Source organism: Pseudomonas sp. NPDC079367 (assembly GCF_044542195.1).
GTDB lineage: Bacteria > Pseudomonadota > Gammaproteobacteria > Pseudomonadales > Pseudomonadaceae > Aquipseudomonas.
The window spans coordinates 66,525-86,055 of the sequence record NZ_JBITTW010000005.1 but is presented as its reverse complement, the minus strand read 5'-3'; the positions used below and the strand labels follow the sequence as shown (position 1 = coordinate 86,055).

The 19,531-nt window shown below is 59.4% G+C and carries 16 protein-coding genes; 5 read left to right on the top strand and 11 right to left on the bottom strand.

What is annotated here, in order from left to right; genetic code table 11:
• Positions 1-5: 5 nt before the first annotated feature.
• Both htpX and ACIGDJ_RS08635 read right to left on the bottom strand, forming a co-directional pair.
• On the bottom strand, positions 6-893 hold the full coding sequence (gene htpX / locus ACIGDJ_RS08640) for a protease HtpX (protein WP_007908619.1): 888 nt from the start codon (positions 891-893) through the stop codon (positions 6-8).
• A 304-nt stretch (positions 894-1,197) separates the two neighbouring features.
• On the bottom strand, positions 1,198-2,409 hold the full coding sequence (locus tag ACIGDJ_RS08635; RefSeq protein ID WP_312999921.1) for a pyridoxal phosphate-dependent aminotransferase: 1,212 nt from the start codon (positions 2,407-2,409) through the stop codon (positions 1,198-1,200).
• 224 nt (positions 2,410-2,633) lie between these two features.
• Between ACIGDJ_RS08635 and msrB the strand changes: the two genes are divergently transcribed.
• From msrB to ACIGDJ_RS08620, 3 genes are all read left to right on the top strand, one after another.
• Positions 2,634-3,029 (top strand): peptide-methionine (R)-S-oxide reductase MsrB, encoded by a 396-nt coding sequence (gene msrB / locus ACIGDJ_RS08630; RefSeq protein WP_101155662.1) that lies wholly within the window; start codon positions 2,634-2,636, stop codon positions 3,027-3,029.
• 104 nt (positions 3,030-3,133) lie between these two features.
• The gene (locus ACIGDJ_RS08625) at positions 3,134-3,619 is read left to right on the top strand and encodes a glutathione peroxidase (RefSeq protein WP_312999923.1); all 486 of its coding nucleotides are present in this window, start codon (positions 3,134-3,136) and stop codon (positions 3,617-3,619) included.
• Positions 3,616-4,074 carry a MarR family winged helix-turn-helix transcriptional regulator gene (locus ACIGDJ_RS08620; RefSeq protein WP_397479287.1) on the top strand — a complete coding sequence of 153 codons (459 nt, stop codon included), beginning with the start codon at positions 3,616-3,618 and terminating at the stop codon, positions 4,072-4,074. Before ACIGDJ_RS08625 ends, ACIGDJ_RS08620 begins: the two co-directional genes overlap by 4 nt.
• On the opposite strand, the gene ACIGDJ_RS08615 is transcribed toward ACIGDJ_RS08620, so the two are convergent.
• Entirely contained in the window at positions 4,058-6,379 is a 2,322-nt protein-coding gene (locus ACIGDJ_RS08615; RefSeq protein ID WP_101155538.1) for a response regulator, read from the bottom strand. The genes ACIGDJ_RS08620 and ACIGDJ_RS08615 overlap by 17 nt on opposite strands.
• 165 nt (positions 6,380-6,544) lie before the next feature.
• Here ACIGDJ_RS08615 and ACIGDJ_RS08610 point away from each other — a divergent pair, with 165 nt between their 5' ends.
• Both ACIGDJ_RS08610 and ACIGDJ_RS08605 read left to right on the top strand, forming a co-directional pair.
• Positions 6,545-7,435, top strand: coding sequence for an ATP-binding protein (locus ACIGDJ_RS08610; protein WP_101155540.1), 891 nt, complete (start codon positions 6,545-6,547; stop codon positions 7,433-7,435).
• Positions 7,432-7,914 (top strand): GAF domain-containing protein, encoded by a 483-nt coding sequence (locus tag ACIGDJ_RS08605; RefSeq protein ID WP_101155542.1) that lies wholly within the window; start codon positions 7,432-7,434, stop codon positions 7,912-7,914. The genes ACIGDJ_RS08610 and ACIGDJ_RS08605 overlap by 4 nt, the downstream gene beginning before the upstream one ends.
• Here ACIGDJ_RS08605 and ACIGDJ_RS08600 read toward each other — a convergent pair whose 3' ends face one another.
• From ACIGDJ_RS08600 to ACIGDJ_RS08565, 8 genes are all read right to left on the bottom strand, one after another.
• Positions 7,915-10,857, bottom strand: coding sequence for an HD domain-containing phosphohydrolase (locus ACIGDJ_RS08600; RefSeq protein WP_397479286.1), 2,943 nt, complete (start codon positions 10,855-10,857; stop codon positions 7,915-7,917).
• Between the two features lie 48 nt (positions 10,858-10,905).
• On the bottom strand, positions 10,906-14,541 hold the full coding sequence (locus tag ACIGDJ_RS08595; protein ID WP_397479285.1) for a transporter substrate-binding domain-containing protein: 3,636 nt from the start codon (positions 14,539-14,541) through the stop codon (positions 10,906-10,908).
• Positions 14,542-14,549: 8 nt separating this feature from the next.
• Positions 14,550-15,176 carry a response regulator transcription factor gene (locus tag ACIGDJ_RS08590; protein WP_101155548.1) on the bottom strand — a complete coding sequence of 209 codons (627 nt, stop codon included), beginning with the start codon at positions 15,174-15,176 and terminating at the stop codon, positions 14,550-14,552.
• A 381-nt stretch (positions 15,177-15,557) separates the two neighbouring features.
• Positions 15,558-16,886 (bottom strand): deoxyguanosinetriphosphate triphosphohydrolase, encoded by a 1,329-nt coding sequence (locus tag ACIGDJ_RS08585; RefSeq protein WP_101155550.1) that lies wholly within the window; start codon positions 16,884-16,886, stop codon positions 15,558-15,560.
• Positions 16,887-16,955: 69 nt separating this feature from the next.
• Entirely contained in the window at positions 16,956-18,119 is a 1,164-nt protein-coding gene (locus ACIGDJ_RS08580; RefSeq protein WP_397479284.1) for an EAL domain-containing protein, read from the bottom strand.
• 120 nt (positions 18,120-18,239) lie between these two features.
• Positions 18,240-18,578: a hypothetical protein gene (locus ACIGDJ_RS08575; RefSeq protein WP_101155554.1), complete on the bottom strand. Its 339-nt coding sequence runs from the start codon at positions 18,576-18,578 to the stop codon at positions 18,240-18,242.
• The gene (locus ACIGDJ_RS08570; protein ID WP_101155556.1) at positions 18,575-18,961 is read right to left on the bottom strand and encodes a phage holin family protein; all 387 of its coding nucleotides are present in this window, start codon (positions 18,959-18,961) and stop codon (positions 18,575-18,577) included. Before ACIGDJ_RS08570 ends, ACIGDJ_RS08575 begins: the two co-directional genes overlap by 4 nt.
• A gap of 2 nt (positions 18,962-18,963) precedes the next feature.
• The gene (locus ACIGDJ_RS08565) at positions 18,964-19,278 is read right to left on the bottom strand and encodes a YqjD family protein (RefSeq protein WP_101155558.1); all 315 of its coding nucleotides are present in this window, start codon (positions 19,276-19,278) and stop codon (positions 18,964-18,966) included.
• Positions 19,279-19,531: the final 253 nt, after the last annotated feature.

Below are 19,531 nucleotides of genomic sequence, written 5' to 3'. Positions count from 1 at the left end.
TTGAATCAACCGCGACGACGCAATGCGTCGATACGCTCTTCCAGTGGCGGGTGGCTCATGAACATGCGGGCGAAGCCCTGTTTGATGCCACCGTTGATGCCGAAGGCGTTCAGGGTGTCGGGCATGTGCACCGGCAGGCCCTGTTCGGCACGCAGACGTTGCAGAGCGCCAATCATCGCGCTGGTACCGGCCAGTCGGGCACCGGCCTCGTCGGCACGGAATTCGCGCTTGCGCGAGAACCACATGACGATTGCGCTGGCGAGGATGCCCAGCACCAGTTCGGCGAAGATGGTCGCCACGTAGTAGGCGATACCCTGGCCCTCTTCGTTCTTGAAGATCACCTTGTCGACGAAATTACCGATGATCCGGGCGAAGAACATCACAAAGGTGTTCACCACGCCCTGGATCAGCGCCAGGGTGACCATGTCACCGTTTGCCACGTGACCGATTTCGTGGGCCAGTACGGCTTTCACTTCATCGGGCGAGAAACGCTCGAGCAGGCCCTGGCTGACCGCGACCAGCGCGTCGTTCTTGTTCCAGCCGGTAGCGAAGGCATTCGCTTCGTAGGCCGGGAAGATCCCGACTTCAGGCATCTTGATCCCGGCTTCGCGGGACAGTTGCTCGACCGTTTGCAGCAGCCATTGCTCATGACGGGTGCGTGGCTGGCTGATGATTTGCGTGCCGGTGCTCATCTTCGCCATCCACTTGGAGATGAACAGCGAGAACAGCGAGCCGGCGAAACCAAAGACCGCACAGAAAACCAGCAGTTGACTGAGGTCGAGATCGACCCCGTTGGCCGCCATGAACCCGTTGAAGCCGAACAGGCTCAGGGTGATGCTGGCTATCAGCACGACCGCAAGGTTAGTGGCCAAAAACAGCAGGATGCGCATCATGGTTGTAGAACTCTCCTCAAGCTAAAGATTTAGCGTACTGCGGGGTATATAAGGTGCGGCACCGGGCTATTCAACCGAGTGACTATTTCAAACTGTGTCCTACAGCAGTTTCGTGAGTGAAAAGGAAAATTCCCACCCGAGATTCCGATATGGATGACACACCCTTTCATCCCGCCATCATTAGGTCAGACATGCCTTCAAGGCTCGCTGTGAAAGTGTAGAAGGGCTGCAAAGGTGCGAAACAAAGATGTGTTGCTGAATCAGACAGTGCGCAACAGACAATCCGCTGCGCACTGCGGGCCCACTACTGACGGTAGGACTTGAGGAAGTTGCCGATGCGGCCTATGGCCATTTCCAGGTCATCGACGCGGGGCAAGGTGACTACACGGAAGTGATCGGGCCACGGCCAGTTGAACGCCGTGCCTTGCACCACCAGCAGCTTCTCGGAGAGCAGCAGGTCGAGGACAAATTTTTCGTCGTTGTGGATCGGACAGACCTTCGGGTCGATCTTCGGGAACGCATACAGCGCGCCCATCGGTTTGACGCAACTGACGCCGGGAATATCGTTGAGCAACTCCCATGTGCGGTTGCGCTGTTCCAGCAGACGGCCCTGCGGCAGCACCAGATCGTTGATGCTCTGGTAGCCGCCGAGTGCGGTCTGGATTGCGTGCTGGCTCGGCACGTTGGCGCACAGACGCATGTTGGCCAGCATGTCGATGCCTTCGATGTAGCTCTGCGCGTTGTGTTTCGGCCCGGAGATGGCGATCCAGCCGGAGCGGAAACCGGCCACGCGATAGGATTTCGACAGACCGTTGAAAGTCAGGCAGAGCAGGTCTGGCGCCAGCGAAGCAGTGCAGACATGCACGGCGTCGTCGTACAGAATCTTGTCGTAGATCTCATCGGAGAACACCACAAGATTATGTGCACGGGCGATTTCCAGCATGCCCAGCAGTACTTCTTTCGAATAGACCGCACCGGTCGGGTTGTTCGGGTTGATGATCACCATCGCCTTGGTGTTCGGAGTGATCCTGGCCTTGATGTCGGCCAGGTCCGGGAACCAGTCGGCGCCCTCGTCACACAGGTAATGCACGGCGTTACCGCCGGCGAGGCTGACGGCAGCCGTCCACAGCGGGTAATCCGGGGCCGGCACCAGCACTTCGTCGCCGTTGTTGAGCAGCGCCTGCAGCGACATTACGATCAGTTCGGAAACGCCGTTGCCCAGGTAGATGTCTTCGATGCCGACACCTTCGACCTGCTTCTGCTGGTAGTACTGCATCACCGCCTTGCGCGCGCTGAACAGGCCTTTGGAGTCGCTGTAGCCTTGCGCGGTCGGTAGATTGCGGATCACGTCCTGAAGGATTTCGTCCGGCGCTTCGAAACCAAACGGCGCCGGGTTGCCGATGTTCAGCTTGAGGATGCGCTGGCCTTCCTCTTCCAGTCGTTTGGCGTGCTTGAGCACCGGGCCGCGAATGTCGTAGCAGACGTTGGCGAGCTTGTTCGATTTGCTGAACTGCATGGCGATGTGATCCCGAAAATGAACGATCCAGGCGGCAAATGGACAACCGTACTGGGATTGCTGCGTCTTCGCACAGGCGGAGGTCTGACGCTTTTGCGCTCAGAATCCGTTTGAATGCGCCCTGTCTGGCTGCCAGACTGGCGCGTGACGAGGCGCAATCATACGTGCCGCCCGATCCGTGGAAAAGGTACAGATCGGGCTTTTTCAGCCGCTGAGGTGTGATGATGGAAAAGTTGCAGAAAACCCTTGAAGAGTGGAAGGCCATGCTCGACCCCGAGCAGTACAACGTCTGCCGTCTGAGTGCCACCGAGCGCCCGTTCTCGGGCAAATACAACGACACCAAAACTGACGGTGTCTATCACTGTGTCTGCTGCAACGAGCCGCTGTTCGATTCCCAGACCAAATTCGACTCCGGCTGCGGCTGGCCGAGCTTCTACGCGCCGATCGGCGAAAGTGCGATGACTGAAATCCGCGACACCAGCCACGGCATGATCCGCACCGAAGTGAAATGCGCGCGCTGTGATGCGCACTTGGGCCACGTGTTCCCGGATGGTCCGCCACCGACCGGCCTGCGTTATTGCATCAACTCGGTGTGCCTGAATCTTGAGCCGCGCGAATAATCGAAACAGGCGACATCACGTCGCCTTTTTAATTGGTTATTAGATTGCGCACAATTCAATTGCTCGTTATGTTTGCGCTTTCCTCACCATTGCGGAGCCGTCTCATGAGTGACAACTTGCTGAATATCCCCTGTACAACCATCAAGGGTGAGCAAAAAACCTTGGCCGATTTCGCCGGTAAAGCCGTGCTGGTGGTCAATACTGCGAGCAAGTGTGGCTTCACTCCGCAATACAAGGGCCTCGAACAACTCTGGCAGACCTACAAGGACCAGGGGCTGGTGGTGCTGGGTTTTCCCTGCAACCAGTTCGGCAAACAGGAACCGGGTAATGAAGGCGCCATCAGCGAGTTCTGCGAACTGAATTTCGGCGTCAGCTTCCCGTTGTTCAGGAAGATCGACGTCAACGGCGCCGATGCTCATCCGCTGTTCGTGCAGTTGAAGAAGCGCGCCCCGGGCGTGCTCGGCTCGCAGGGCATCAAGTGGAATTTCACCAAATTCCTGATCGGCAAAGACGGCCAGTTGGTCAAGCGTTTCGCCCCGACGACCAAGCCGCAGGACCTGAGCGCCGAGATCGAAGCGCTGCTGAAATGAGCGTGCCGGTTGATTCGCTGAGGCTCGACAGCCAGTTGTGCTTCAAGTTGTACGCAGCCTCGCGGGCGGTGATTCGTGCCTACAAGCCGATGCTTGATCAGTTGGGCCTGACCTACCCGCAGTATCTGGCGATGCTGGTGCTGTGGGAGTGGCAGGACGCGGCACCCGAGCAGCCGACCGTGAAAGCCTTGGGCGAGCGCCTGGCGCTGGACTCAGGGACTTTGACGCCATTGCTCAAGCGTCTGGAGCAGATCAGTCTGGTCCAGCGCCAGCGCTCGGCACGCGATGAACGTGAGGTGCATTTGAGCCTGACAGCTGCCGGACAAGCGTTGCGCGAGCAGGTCGGGCCGTTGAAGGCGCGCCTGCTCTGCGACAGCGGCGTCGATCTCGACCGGCTCAATGATTTACGCGCCGGCCTCGATCACTTGCTCGGGCAGATCAAAGTGCTGTCGTAGTCGGCATCCACTGATCCAGCAACGCCGCGAGTTCTTCACGGCGAAACGGTTTGGCCAGGTAGTCGCTCATGCCGGCGGCGCGGCAACGTTCGCGCTCTTCGGACATGGCATTGGCGGTCAGCGCGACAATCGGCAGATTCGGCCAGCGCCCGCTCTGACGAATCTGTCGACTGGCTTCATAGCCATCCATCACCGGCATGTTGCAATCCATCAGCACCAGATCGAAATCGGCAAACTCCAGTTGGTCCAGCGCCTCGGCGCCATGACCCGCTACGACCACATCGCAGCCAAGCTTGCCCAGCATGCCTTTGGCGACCAGTTGGTTGACCGGATTGTCCTCGACCAGCAGCACTTTGCCCCGACGCGCGGACGGCGAGGCGTCCGCTTGCGCTTCGCTGAGGGTGGCGACGTCCGGTTGCAGAATACGCCGCAGGTGCTGGTACAGCGCATTGCGCGCCAACGGCCGGGCCTGTTGCTGCAGGGGCGCAAGGGCGGCGGCTTCTTCGCTGGGCAGAAAACTGCCGTAAGCCGTCACCAGCAGGATCGGCGCAGTAATATTTGGACGCAGACCGAACAGGCACTCGGGGCAATCAGTGATCAGTACGTCAGGATTGAGGCCCAGCAGCGAATCATCAATGGTGCGCTGCGTGTATTCGAGGCCCCAGACCGGTAAAAGGCTTTTCAGTAATTCAGCCAGACCACTGCTCGCAGCAGTGATCGCGAGAACCTTGCCGCGTAACGGTGCCGGCGCCAGGGCGCGGGTGTGAATGGGCAATGGTAGTTCGGCGCAGAACTGGCTGCCGAAACCACTTTCAGAGCTGATGGTCAGACGGCCCTGCATCGCTTCGCAAAGATTATAGGTCAACGCCAGCCCCAGCCCGGTGCCGCCGTACTGACGAGTGATGCCAGCACCGGCCTGAGTGAACGGCTGGAAGATTTTCACCTGGGCTTCCTGGGCGATACCGATGCCGGTGTCGCAGACGTCGATGCGCACGCCATTTTTGTGCGCCGACAGACGCACATCGACCCGACCGAAGCGGGTGAATTTCAGCGCATTGGACAGCAGGTTACTGACGATCTGCCGCACTCGGGTCGGGTCGCCCAGCACGAGTGCCGGGAAGTGCGGCTCGATCAGACAGGTCAACTCGACGCTCGGCGCGGCATTCTGCGACAGCAGGTTGGCGGTGTCCTCGATCAGCGAACCAAGGTCGAACGGGATGTTTTCCAGCTCCAGTTGCCCGGCGTCGAATTTCGACAGGTCGAGAATGTCGTTGAGCAACTCCACCAGCACCTTGCCCGAGTCGTGGGCGATCGACAGTTGTTGCTGCTGCTCGGCGTTCAACGGGCCATCCAGCGACAGCGCGATCATTCCCAGCAAACCGTTGAGCGGCGTGCGGATTTCATGGCTCATGTTGGCCAGGAAGGCCGAACGCGCCTCGGCCATGTCCAGTGCAGTGCGGCGCGCCGCTTCCAGTTCTTCGTTGGATTGACTCAGGCGGGTATTGATTGCCTTGAGTTCGGCGGTACGCGCCGAGACGATGTCTTCAAGCTGCGCAAGGTATTCGGTCAGGCGGTTTTCCGCTGTGCGCCGTTGCTGGATTTCGGTGGCGATATTCTCGAATTGCTGATTGGCAACTTTGACCAGTACGCCGATTTCATCGTTGCCGTGCCCGGCGGGACACTCGAGCGTGGTTGGCTCGGCGCTGCGTGGATCGCGGCCGCTGAGTTCACGGATGACTCGCACCAGTGGCTTGGTCAGCATCACGTAGAACAGCGCCAGCAGAATCCCGGTCAGCAGCAGGCTGCGAGCAAAACCGTTGAGCAGGGTGACTTCCGCGCGGCGCAAAAAGCGACTGCCAAAAGCATAGGTGTCGACTTCCAGTTTCAGCACGCCGAGGGATTCGTTGGGCAGGTGATCGAGGTACAGACGGTCTTCAAAATGACGCTTGGCGCCGAACAGGAAGTCGCTGATCAGCCGATAGTTGCTTTGCAACTCCGGGCGTTTGACGTTGGCCAGCACGGTATCGTTGTTGTCGATCAGTTGCGCCGCGATGATCGCGGGCGAGCGCAGCAGGCCCAGAGTGAGTTCCTGCGCCAGTTCGGCGTCGATGTTGTAGGCAATGCGCGAGGCCGGATTGTGGCTGATTTCGAGTAGCGCGAGGATTTCCCGGTTGATGGAAGCGTCTTCGCTGGCATAATCGATGCCGATCTGCAGCAGACTGAGCAGGGTGCCCAGAATGAACCCGACCAGCACGGTAAGCCTGGCTTGCTTGTAAGACAGCCGGTGGGTGAATTTGATATCCATGGGTTGTTGAACCACTTCCGTTTCCCTTCGCTGCTCAAGCATAGTCGATCATGTATGGATACCGAGGTTCCCGAATCGCCTTGTAACAAGGCTTGGTCGGGCAATTCTATCTGTGCAGGGTCGCTGGATCGTCATCATCACTGTGAAAGTGCCCGAGGAGAAGACGTGGATTCCCGATTGAATGCTTTTCTTGAACGCGCCGAGTCGGTTCTGGCGCGAATCGAACCACTGTTGCCGGCCCCGCGCCCCGTCATTGACTGGAATACTTGTCTGGCGGCGCGCTGGCAGCGTGACGGGCGCAGCGGCTACCTGTTGCCGCTGGAAGTCAGCCTTGACATGCGTCTGTCCGACCTGATCGGTGTCGACCGTCAGTTGGAACAGCTTGGACGCAATACCCGACAATTTCTCGATGGCATGCCGGCCAACCACGCCTTGCTCTGGGGCTCGCGCGGTACAGGCAAATCCTCGCTGGTGCGTGCGTTGCTCGCCGAGCATGCCGGCGCCGGCCTGCGCCTGATCGAGATAGAGCGCGATCACTTGGCTGACCTGCCACGCGTGGTCGAGCAAGTCGCCAAATTGCCGCAACGTTTCGTGTTGTTCTGCGATGACCTGTCGTTCGAATCCGGCGAAGGCGACTACCGCGTGCTGAAAAGCGTGCTCGACGGTTCGCTTGAGCAGGCCCCCGACAACGTCTTGCTGTACGCCACTTCCAACCGTCGCCACCTGGTGCCGGAAAAGGAAAGCGACAATGAAAACTGGAAGCGCGTTGACGGCGAGCTGCACCCGAGCGAAGCAGTGGAAGACAAGATCGCCTTGTCGGACCGTTTCGGTCTGTGGCTGTCGTTCTACCCGTTTACCCAGGAACATTTTCTCAACGTCGTCGAACACTGGATCGGCCAGTTGGCCGCCAAGGCCGGCCTGAGCTGGCAGCGCGACGAAGCACTGGACATCCTCGCCGTGCGCTGGGCCACCGGCCGCGGTAATCGCAACGGACGTTGCGCGTATCAATTCGCCCGCTACTGGGTGGGACTGAAATTGCTGGAGCACAAGGCATGATTGATTTGCAACACAGCGGCCAGGGCCTCGAAGGCTACGGCATGTTGGCCGCGCAACTGGAATCGCTGCTGGCGGACGAGCGCGATTTCATCGCTAATGCCGCGCAGTTTTCCGCGTTCCTGTTCAACCAGCTCGATGATTTGAACTGGGCCGGTTTCTATCTCAATCGCAACGAAGAACTGGTGCTCGGCCCGTTTCAAGGCCAGATCGCTTGCGTGCGCATTCCGTTCGGGCGTGGCGTATGTGGCGCCGCTGCTGCCAGTCTGCAGACCCAGCGCGTCGAGGATGTGCATGCCTTCCCCGGCCACATTGCCTGCGACAGCGCTTCGAACAGCGAACTGGTGGTGCCCCTGGTCAAGGACGGTCGCCTGATCGGCGTGCTCGATCTCGACAGCCCGAAACTGGCGCGTTTCGGTGCCGAAGATCAGACCGGCATCGAGCAATTGGCAGCGATTTTCCTTCGCCTGACCGACTGCTGATCAGCCGCCGAGGCCAGCCTTGTGCAACAGGCTGGCCGTATCCACGCTGTCGATTTGCGCGGGATCGAGAAACCGCGTCGCGTACTGCATGTACACCCCCTCGTTGATGAACAGGCCGAACAGGGGCGCATCAATGTGCGCTTCCCGGCACATGGTCGCCATGATGCCCAACGCCTCGCTCAACGATTTGGCTTTCTTGTAGGGGCGATCGGCGGCGGTCAGCGCTTCGAAAATATCGGCAATCGCCATCATCCTTGCCGGCAGGCTCATCTCCTCGCGTTTCAGTCGTTTCGGGTACCCGGTGCCGTCCATTTTTTCGTGATGTCCACCAGCGATCTCGGCAATGCTGTCGAGGTGGCCGGGGAAGGGCAGGTGGCTGAGCATCATGATCGTCTGCACCATGTGATGGTTGATGATGTAGCGCTCTTCGCGGGTCAGCGTGCCACGTGCAATCTTCAGGTTGTACAGCTCGCCGCGGTTGTACTTGTAGGCGGGCACATCGAGTTTGAAGCCCCAGGGATTGTCCTCCGGGATCAGCTCGTTCTGGTCGCGCTCGATCAGGTGCTCGGGTTTGTCGCTCAGCAGTCTTTCGCTGACTGGCAGAGTCGGCGCCGGTGTTTTTGCCTGGCGACGGTTTTCTTCCCACGACACACCGAGGCGATCGTCGAGTGTGCGCAGCCAGGTGCGCTTCGCGACTTGGTCAAGGCGTTGCAGATCGGTCTCGGCCATGGCCTCGCCACCGAGATTGCAACGGGCAACGAAGGCGAAGTCGTCGTCGAGCATCTGTAGCTCGCTATCACGCGCGCGGGCCAGCGCAGCCTCATCCGCACCGCTCGCCAGTGTCTGCCAGTAGCTGATCCACACGTCACGCTTGAGCACTTCGAAGCGGGTGCGGATCTCATGGATGCGGTCGTTGATGGTCTCGAGCTTGGTAGCTTTGTCGACCACATACTCGGGCGTCGTGATCTTGCCGCAGTCGTGCAGCCACGCGGCGATGTGCAGGGCCTCCCACTCATCTTCACTGGGTTGATAGGCGCTGAACGTCGGCTCTTCGCTGGCGGCAGCGGCCTGGGCGAGCATCAGCGTCAGCTCCGGTACCCGCTGACAATGACCGCCGGTATACGGACTCTTGGAGTCGATCGCACTGGCGAGCAATTGAATGAAGGCATCGAGCAGTTGCTTCTGCCGAGCCTGCAGACGCTGGCTTTCGATGCTGACTGCCGCCGCACCGGACACCGCCTGCAGAAAGGCGATACGGTCGGGCCGCACCTTTTCCAGATCGCTCGGCGCGCCGCTGTCATTGACCAGCAGAACCAGCAGGCCGATGGTTTCGTCATGCTGGTTGTGCAGGCGGATACCGATCAGGTGGATGCGCGGTGATTCCATGGCCAGCAGGATTTTCTGCAGGTCGCCCGCCTGATCGAAGCCCAGATGGCTGACTGTACTGTTGGCGCTGGCCAGTTGTTCAAACCACGCCGGCGCGGTTTCATGCAGCTCACGTCCCTGAATGTCGAACGCCTCCAGCGCCTGCGGCACGCCATCGATCACCAGCCCATAGGGCTCCATGCGCGCACCATCAGCTTCACGCAGATAGATCAGACCGGCCTGCGCCTGAGCGATCTGCACGGTTTCGAACAGCACGCGTTCGAGCAGCGGAGCAAAACGCGTTTCGGCGCACAGGCTGTCGGTGATGCGGAAGAAACTTCCCAGCGTCTCTTTCATCCGCGCCATTGACAGGCTCAATTGATCGACCTCCAGCACGGGAGAGCGTCGGGTCAGCGGGAAGTTGAAATCGAAACTGCGAATGGCGTCGGCTTCCTTGACCAGGCCAAGCAGCGGTTTGACCAGAATTCGCGAAATCACCCAGCCCAGGGGCAGGCACAGCAACAGGATGGCCAGGGTAATCAGCGCGCCCTGCCAACGCATGCGAAATGCATCCACCAGCAACTCGTCTTCAGGCACCAGCAGCGCCAGTTGCAAACCCTTAGGCCCGCCTTCCTCAATGCGGGTGCGTGCGACGATCCATTGCCGATCGTTGACCTGCAGACGCTTGCCGATATCTTTGGAGGTGAGCAATGCGTTCAGCTCTGGGCTGAGATCGGCCGCTCTGGCCAGCCGCGCGCTGCGGTCATCAACGATCAGGCGATTGCTGTCAAGGTAGGCCACGGCATTGCCGTCGGTGTCGTACAAGGCGATTTCCGTCGAAGGCGTTACCCGGTGCTTGCCCAGGGCGGTGGAGAGCGAAGCGAGGGTCAGATCGGCGCCAATCACGGCGTTCTCGCCGCTGCGTCGCGCCAGCGTGGTGCCGACATTGTGAGTGGAGAAAAACAGGTAAGGTTCGGTGGTGATCTGCCCGGCCTGTTGCAGAGCATCGCTGAACCATTTGCGGCCGCGCGGATCGTAGGGCTCCTCTGGATGATCGCGGCGGCTGAGCAGCGTCAGCGCCAGATCAAAGAACATCGACTGCGAGCGTACGGCACCCTGCGGGTCGTGTTCGATGCTCCAGACTTGATAGGCCGCCGCTTCCGGCGCCTGAACCTGTACTTTGAGGGCCGGGGTGCGCAGTGCCCGCACCATGAAAAAATCGCCATTGGCATAACCCAGATACAGCGAAGCCAACGCCGGGTTGTCGACCAATGACTGGCTGAACGGCTTGAGCAAGGGCAGGCGATGTTCAAGTTCGGCAGACTGGGCCGCCGGGGTGTCTGCCAGCAGGCTCAACAGGTGGCGGATCGGCTGATAGGTCGCCTGCAGGTCATCACGCACATCCTGTTCGATGCGATCGAACAGCGTCTCGCTGCTCGACAGGATGATTTGCGTGGTCTGGTGATAATTGAACAGGCCCAGCACCACGCCTGTGAGCAATAAGAGAAAGGTGAACATGACGCTGATGTGCACGTGCAGCGGCAACCGGCGTTGCTCGGGGCGCAGTGGGCTTTGCATTGCAGGCTCTCCAGAATGTTTAACTCACTGCTCAGCGCCCAAGCATAGTCAAGACTCGCTCACTGTGCCTTGATCGGTCAGCGCCAGTTGCTGCTGCAGGGCCTGCTCCAGTTCGAGCATTGCCTGGCTGGTTGCCGCCCAACGGCGGGCAATCTCCTGTGATGCGAGCACTTGCTGGCAAGCTTGCTCAAGGGCATCGCAACATTCGATCAACCGAGAAGCCTGCGCGATGCGTGCCGCGCCCTTGATCTTGTGCGCGACCACGGCCAATGCTTCGCGATCATCTTCGGGCGACAGAGTGATCAGTTCATCGCGGTCCAGGCGGCTGCTCCTGAGCAGTTCCACCAGCATGCGTCGGGTTTGCGCGGGATTGTTGCCGGTCAGCAGGCTCAGACTCTGCAGGTCGAACACTGCGGGAGAGGCCGGCGTGATGCCATCGATCCACTGCGCGAGCAAGGTCAGGCTTAACGGCTTGAACAGGCAGTCATTCATGCCGGCGAGTTTGCAGCGCCGGACTTCTTCGGGCTGGGCATTGGCGGTGAAACCCAGCACGGTGCACGGCGGGCGGCGGTTTTGCAGTTCAAGCTGGCGAATCCCGCGAGTCATTTCATAGCCGTTCATCATGGGCATGTTGCAGTCGACGATCACCAGATCGAAATGATCGGCCTTCCAACGCTCAAGGCCGCTGCAGCCGTCCTCGGCAACGCTGAACCGATGGCCGAGAAATTCGAGCTGCTGGCACATCAGCAGGCGGTTGGCGGGGTGGTCGTCGACAACGAGTATGTGTAACGGCGTTGTCGCGGGCTTGATCAACGGTTCGCTTTTGGGTGGATTCGCCTTTGCCGGCTGGCTGTCCAGTGGCAGCGAGACGCAGACCTGAGTACCGATGCCGGGCTGGCTGCTCAACTGCAGTTGTCCGCCCATCATTTCGCACAGGTTGCGACTGATGACCAGTCCCAGCCCGGCGCCATTTTTCGCCTGGCGGCTGCCGTTTTCCGCCTGCGAGAAAGGTTCGAACAGGCGCTGTTGATCTTCAGCGCTGATGCCTGCGCCACTGTCCTGCACGGTCAACTGCATCAACGCTCGTCCAGAGCCGTCTGCCGAGATCAGTTCGAGGGTGATCCTCACGTGGCCATATTCGGTGAACTTGATTGCATTGCTGACCAGATTCGACAGCACCTGCTTGAAACGCAGCGGATCCAGATGCACGTCCACGGCCGGGTTTGGCGGGTTGAAAACCACTTGCAAAGCGAGGTTTTTCTGCCGGGCAAGGCCGTCGAAGATGCGCGCAACGGACGTCACCGTATCCACCAGATTGATCCATTCCGGGCACAGGCTCAGGCGACCCGATTCGATGCGAGCGATGTCGAGAATATCGCCGATCAGGCCCAGCAGATCCTTGGCCGAATGATAGGCCGTGTCGATTGAGGCGCGATCCGGATGCCGCGGTTCAATGCGTCTGAGGGTCAGTTCGAGCATGCCGATCACGGCGTTCATCGGAGTACGGATTTCGTGGCTCATCGTCGCCAGAAAGGTGCTCTTGGCCCGGTTCGCCTCGTCGGCCTGCTCCTTCGCCGCGCGCAGTTCTTCAAACAACTGACGGCGCTCACTGATGTCGACCCAGCCGCCGATGATCCCCTGAACGGCGCCGCTGGAGTCGCGATAGGGAAGAATCCAGTGATAGATGGTCAATCGCCGGTTGCCGATGTGCAGGGGCCGATCGAGTACCAAGGGTGTGCCTTCGGCGATGACTCTCTGGTAATCGGCCTGGAAAGCCTGAGCTTCGAAGACATTGCTCAGCGTGCCCTGTATGACATCTTTGCCAATGATGTCCTCGCGCTTGGCGTTGAATGCTTCCAGATAACTGTCATTGCAACTTTGCAGCAGGCCCTGTCGATCCCGTACGTAGATCGGGTGCGGCGTGCCGTTGACGAGCGAACGCATGAATTCCAGTTGATCGTTCAGCGCGCGCTCGGCGGCCTGGCGCTGTTTGATCTGATGGCGCATGTAAGCGTTCCAGGTCAGTAACAGAATCAGGATCAGGCCGGCGGCGGCAATGACCTGATAGAACAGGCGCTGGTAGTTTTGCCAGATGTTTTGTGACGCCGTGGAATACCCGCGCCAGCGGCCGTTGATCACTCCGAGCTCCTCGGGAGCGATGCTCAGCAGTGCCTTGTTGATGATCGAGGCCAGCTCGGTGTTGTCACGTGCGGTCGCCAGCGAGAAGGCCGCCTGACTGGTGCCAATCGTGGTGGTGATTTGCAATGGCTGATCAAAGATGCGCGATGAAATGAAGTAGTTGGCGATCACCAGGGAATTGACGGCCCCGTCGACATGGTTACCGGCAAGCATCGACACGGCGCTGAAAGTATCGGGCGTTTCGATCAGTTCGATGCGCGGGAAATTCTCGTGCAAGTAAGCGACCAATGGATTGCCTTTGGCGATCGCCAGTCGCTTGCCTTTGAGTTGAGCCAGGTTGGTCGGCCCATCGGCGCTTTTGCGCGTCAGCAGCACATAGGAATTTTCCAGGTAGGGACGGCTGAAACTCAGGGTTTTCTCTCGTTCAGCGCTTGGCAGCAGCGCAGCGATCAGGTCGGCTTTGTGGTTGTCGATCTGCCTGATCATTTCCGCATCGTTGCGACTGCGCTGAATCTCGAAACGCAGGCCCGTACGCAAGCGGATCAGTTCGAGCAGATCGGCGCTGATGCCGCGAAAGCTTCCCGCGCTGTCGAAGAACGTCAGCGGCGCATAGGCCTCGTTGACCACCACGCTGACGATGGGATGGCGCTTGAGCCACGTCTGTTCGCGTTCGGTCAGTTGCAGTTTTTTATCAGTGAGCAACATGTCGCTGCCAGCGCTCCAGCGCTTGGCGATGTCGTCGCGCTGGCCGCTTGGCACCGCATTGAGCACGGCGTCGATGATGCCCAGCAATTGCGGATTGCTGTGCCGGACGGCAAAGCTGAAGCCTTGCGCTTCCTGTTTGCCGAAATTGGCCATGCGCACATTGTTCAGATAACCCTTGTTGATCATGTAGTGGGTGGAAAGGGTGTCGCCGAGAAATACATCGGCCTGATCGAAGGCGACGGCGTTGATGGCGTTCTGATAAGAGGGATAGCAGGTGATCAGTGCCTTGGGATACAGCGCTTTGATCTCAGGCAGCGGCAGGTAGTGATAAACCATGCTCAGGCGCAGGCCGGCCAGACCTTCGGTCAGAGAGCGGGTTTCATCCTCGCGAGTCACCAATACCGGCTGATCGACCGCGTAAGGACTGGAGAGGGCAAGATTGGCGTTCCCTGCTTCGTAGCCGTTGGCTGTGCCAAGCAGGTCGATCTGCCCATCGACCAAGGCGCGAATCGCTGCTTCGCGAGAGGGAAAGCGTTGTACCCTGATCGGCAAACCGCTGACCTTGCCGATGATGCCTGCGTAGTCGGCTGTCAGTCCTTCATATTCCTTGCCACTGGCGGTCATGTCGAAGGGCGGGTAGTCAGGTGCGGAAGTGCCCAATACCAATTCGCTGCGATCCTGCAGCCACTGCCGTTGCGATGGTTGCAGAGTCACTGCAATGTTTTCACTTGCCGACCGGCTGAGCAGGGCGTAATCCGACGGCGAGCCTGGCGCGGCATTGGCGCTCAGGCACAGAGCTGCGCTCAAGGCAATCAAGTAGTCCTTTAAACGGCTGGGCATGCGGAATCTCACACGAGTGCGTTGCGTTTGGCCATCTCGATAAGTTCTACAAGTGATCTGACCTTGAGCTTTTGCATCAGGCGCTTTTTGTAGGTGCTTACGGTCTTGTTACTGAGAAACATACCCTGGGCAATTTCCTTGTTGGTGCGGCCCTGAGCAAATAACTGCAATACCATCAGTTCGCGATCATTAACGGATTTGAACAGTTCAAGTTCTGCGTATCGGATGTCGTCATTGCGCACCGGATTGAGCGCCTGACTGGGAAAATAGTTGTAGCCGGATAATACCGCCTTGATTGCGCTGACCAGCTCGCTCAAGTCTTCCTGCTTGCAGACATACCCCGATGCACCGGACTGCATGCAGCGAATACCGAACAGCGTGGGGCACTGCGCGGTCAGAATCAGAATCTTGAAGTTTGAACCCATGGTGTTGAAGCGCGCCAGTACTTCGAGGCCGTCCAGCTTGGGGATGCTGACATCGAGAATGACCAGGTCAGGCATGCATTCACGCACCATCTGCATGGCATCGACACCGTTATCAGTCTCGCCGACGACCTTGTAGCCTTCATGTTCCAGGAGCATTCGCACGGCGAGGCGGATCACCGGATGATCGTCCACGATAAAAACGGAGTTCATAAATAGAGTCCCATGCAAGCATGAATAAAGCGCGCACCTTAGCTCAGATGAATGAGCACTCGCATGGACTGGTAGTGTCGCGACTACGTTATCGGATTAATCCTACGCGTAATAAGGAAATGGACTACGTTGAAATTAGGTTTGACGTAAGGAAGCACGGGTATGCAATAGACAGCAGACAGAAATTATTCGAAGACCAATCTTGAACACCGATTATTTGCTGGCGTTTAAATGATGTTTATTTCTGCTGGTTATTTTCTCGGATTGTAGAGTTCAGGGCAGTGTTATCTGAACAGTTAGAAGAGCGCGTTATAACGTTCGGGGCGAGGAAACCGCAGGATATCCGGCCGGCCTGACGACGGCCGGCTGAATTCGGGGAGCTCAATGACTCGAGCGCCCGGTCATTTCCAATGCCATGTCACTTGCGTAACTGTCGGTCATGCCGGCGATGAAATCGATCATGCGCAGAAACGAGCTGTGCAGCGAGCCCTGTGGATCCGGCGCGTTGTTGCCGAGCAGGTCGAGAATGCGCCGGCTCTTGAACGACGGGGTACGGCCGTTGTGCTGTTCCAGCGCGGCGCCGCAGAACGAATTGAGCAGGATCTCCAGCGTCGTGTAAGCGCCGATTTCATGCAGCGTCTTGCGTTTGTCCTGGAAAATTTTCTTGCGCGCGATGTCCTTGGCGTTCAACACGCAACGTTTCGCCGGCCCGTGCATGTGTTCGACCAGATCGCCGTGCAGGGTGCCGGCAAGGAGGGCATCCTGCTGTTCGACAAACGCCCGCGCTGCTGCGTTGGTCAGGTGCTCGATGGCTTTGCCGCGCAGGATCGCGAGCTTGCGCCGGCGGGAATCCTGCGGGCCGAGCTGGCGATAGGTTTCCGGCAAGTCGTCACCGACCAGACCGAGCAGCAGCGACTCGACTTCGGCGTAGTCGAGCAGCTCCATTTCCAGACCGTCTTCCAGATCGATCAGGGCGTAGCAGATGTCGTCGGCCGCCTCCATCAAATAGACCAGTGGATGGCGTGCCCAGCGCTGGTCTTCAAGCTGCGGCAGGCCGAGCTTGTGCGCAATCTGTTCGAGCAGCGGCAGTTCGCTCTGATAACAACCGAATTTATGTTTCTTGTAGCCGAGGGAGTCAGCATGGCGCGCAGTCCACGGGTACTTCAGATAGGTTCCCAGCGTCGCGTAGGTCAGGCGCGTGCCGCCATCGAACTGGTGATATTCCAGCTGCGTCAGCACTCGAAAACCTTGAGCATTGCCCTCGAAATTCAGAAAGTCACCGCGCTCGGCCTCGCTCATGCCGTCCAGCCAGCCGCGCCCGGCCGCTTGTTGAAACCAATGGCGGATGGCGTCTTCGCCGGAATGGCCAAACGGCGGGTTGCCGATGTCGTGAGCCAGGCAGGCCGATTGCACCACCATGCCCAGGTCGGCGGGGTCGCACCAGTCTGGCAGCGCGTTGCGCAAGGTTTCACCGACACGCATGCCCAGAGAGCGGCCGACGCAGCTGACTTCCAGCGAGTGGGTCAGGCGGGTGTGAATGTGATCGTTGCTGGTGACCGGGTGCACTTGGGTCTTGCGCCCGAGGCGGCGGAATGCGCCGGAGAAAATGATGCGGTCATGGTCTTTGTGAAACGGGCTGCGGCCGAGTTCTTGCGGGCTGTGCAGCGGCTTGCCGAGACGTTCGCGGTTGAGCAGGGTAGGCCAATCCAAGGCTGGTTCTCTCCGTCTGGTGACTGATCGCCCTAGCTTCCCGGTTCGGCCCCGTGCCTGCAAGCAGAACTACAGGCCCGCCGCATCGATATCGATCAACAACAGCCGTTCGCCGTTATCGAAGAACTGCCCGGCAGTCAGGCAATACTGGTTACTGGTGGCGTCGCGGTAGGTGCTCGACAGGGTCAGGCGGCGTTCTTCCCAGCCTTCAGCGAGCAGATGATAAAAGTAAGGTCGCCACGACCAGTTGTGCCCCAAGTAGCTATCATCGGCGAACCAGCCGTCCTGACGCCATTCCAGGTTGGGGGTCAGTTGCGTGCCATGGCGGTCGCACTGATAAAAACGCAGCAGCCACGGAAACAACTGCAAATGTGGCAATGCGCTGAGCGGTGCGCGGGCCTGCGCCCACTGCTGCAGGATCGCCATCAGCTCGCTGAGCTGCTGACGCATTTGCATCAGCCGTCCTCGCTCGCCGAGCTTCTGCATCACATAGCGCTGCCGCAACTGAGCGAAACGCTCGACGAAAGCATCCGTAGCGAAGAACTCTTCCTGCGCCCGGGCGAAGAGAAAACCTTGCACGTAGCGCGAGCCGCACTCCAGCGCGAAATTCAGCTGCGCTTCGGTTTCAACGCCTTCAGCGATGATCCAGCAGCCGGTTTTCTCGGCCATCTGCGCAAGCGCTTTGACCACATCGCTGCTCGGCCCGCCCAGAGCCGCTGCCTGGAACAGACGCATGTCGAGCTTGAGAATGTCCGGTTGCAGGGCCAGCACCCGATCCAGCTGTGAGTAGCCGGCGCCGAAATCGTCGATGGCGATTCTCGCTCCCGCGTCGCGGTAGCGCGTGACCACGTGCGCCAAGCGTTCGCTGTTACCGCCTAACTCAGTGATCTCGAACACAATCCGCTGCGGATCAACCTGGTGTCGCGCCAACTGCTTGAGACTGGGCAAGGCCTGGTCGACGCGCAGGCGGCTGATCCAGCGAGGTGACATGTTCAGACTGAGAAACCACTCCGCCGGAGCTTCATACAGGCGGCTAAGGGCATTATCGCGGATCTGCCGATCAAGCCGGCGCAAGGCGGTGGCCGAGGTGCGTGGATCGGCGAACAACGCCCCGACCGAGGTTAGTTGACCATCGCTCTGGCGCAAGCGGCCGAGTGCTTCAACGCCTGCAATACGTCCGGTGGCGGTATCGATGAAAGGCTGAAAGCAGGCGAGCGGTTGCCCGTCGATCACGGCAAATCCTTAATCTTGTTTTTCGGTTGGCCGCGTCCGCCGGATAGGCACGCGGGATTGAATCTCCCGATAAGGAGATTCATCCCGGCGCTATTGCAAGAATGTAGCCAGAGGGACGGTTCAGCGTTTACCCGAGCTGTGCATGACCACTCTGATCAGCGGCACAAGCGTCGTGCCCAGGCGCAACAGTCGAGTCAGACCGCCACCGCCGGTGCGTTTCGAGCCTTTGCCAGTAAGGAAACCCAGCAGCGTTACGGCCGCCACGCCCCACAATGGCGCATGCTTGAGGCCGAAACCGTCCTGGACGTTCTGCTTCATGCCGCGCATGCGCTGCAAGGGTTGCAAGACCTGCGCGGTTTCGTGGCGGATTTCCTGTCGGTGCATTTCCATGCGCAGGCGGATCAGTGCCTTGCGCATTTCCCGACGGGAGCTGTTGTGCGGAAGTTCAGGCAGGCTCATGGCAGCAGGCGCTCCCGGTCGTTGGCCAGCTCTTCAAGCGTGCCGTGGAAAGGCGAGGACTCATCGAAAATCGCCGCTTTGAGGCGCAGGCCGCAGAAGATCGACGCCAGCGTATAGAAAACGCAGAGGCCGATGATCGCTGCCAGGCGATAGGTGTCCCAGAAGATGATCATCACCAGCGTCGACAGACCTACCAGCAACAGCAGGGCAAACACCAGCGCCAGGCCGGCGAACAGCAGCAGGCTGACGGTGCGTGATTTCTGCTCCTGCAATTCGATGCCGAACAGCTCGACATGACTGTGCAGCAGGCCCAGAACGGCAGCGCCGAGGCGACGCGTGGAGGAGGCGGTGCCCTCAGTCGGGCCGGATTCTGCGATCGACATGATCAGCGCCGAGTTGCCAGCAGGCCAATCAGAAAGCCGACGCCGGCCGCGATGCCCACCGACTGCCATGGGTTGGCCGACACATAGTCTTCAGTAGCGGTGACGGCCGCCTGGCCGCGCTCGCGCAGTGTGTCTTCAGTCACTTTCAAGGTTTCCCGGGCGCGCAGCAGGCTGTCGTGAATCTGGGCACGCAGCTCATCTGCCTGATCGCCAGCGAGGGTCTTGGTGTGTTCGAGCAGGCGTTCTGTGTCGCTAACCAGAGTCTGGAAGTCGTTCATCAGGATTTCTTGAGCAGTCTTTGCCTTGATGCTGGCCATTGATGGATCTCCGTAGGTGGCTTTGAAGCGTTCGAGTATGAGCCTTGCGTGAAGGTTCAGTGCAAATGCCTGGTACAACTTTTGCTGTGTCGTGGTGCGTTGCTCGGTATACGTGCGCTGTTGCCGGGCGTCCCGGCAGAAAACTCTAATTCATTTACTCGCGATTCGTGACCGGACATCGAACTGTGCGCCAAATCAGTTCATCGACTCTGCCGTTGAATGACTGCCGGGTTCCTCATTTGGTGCAAGACAG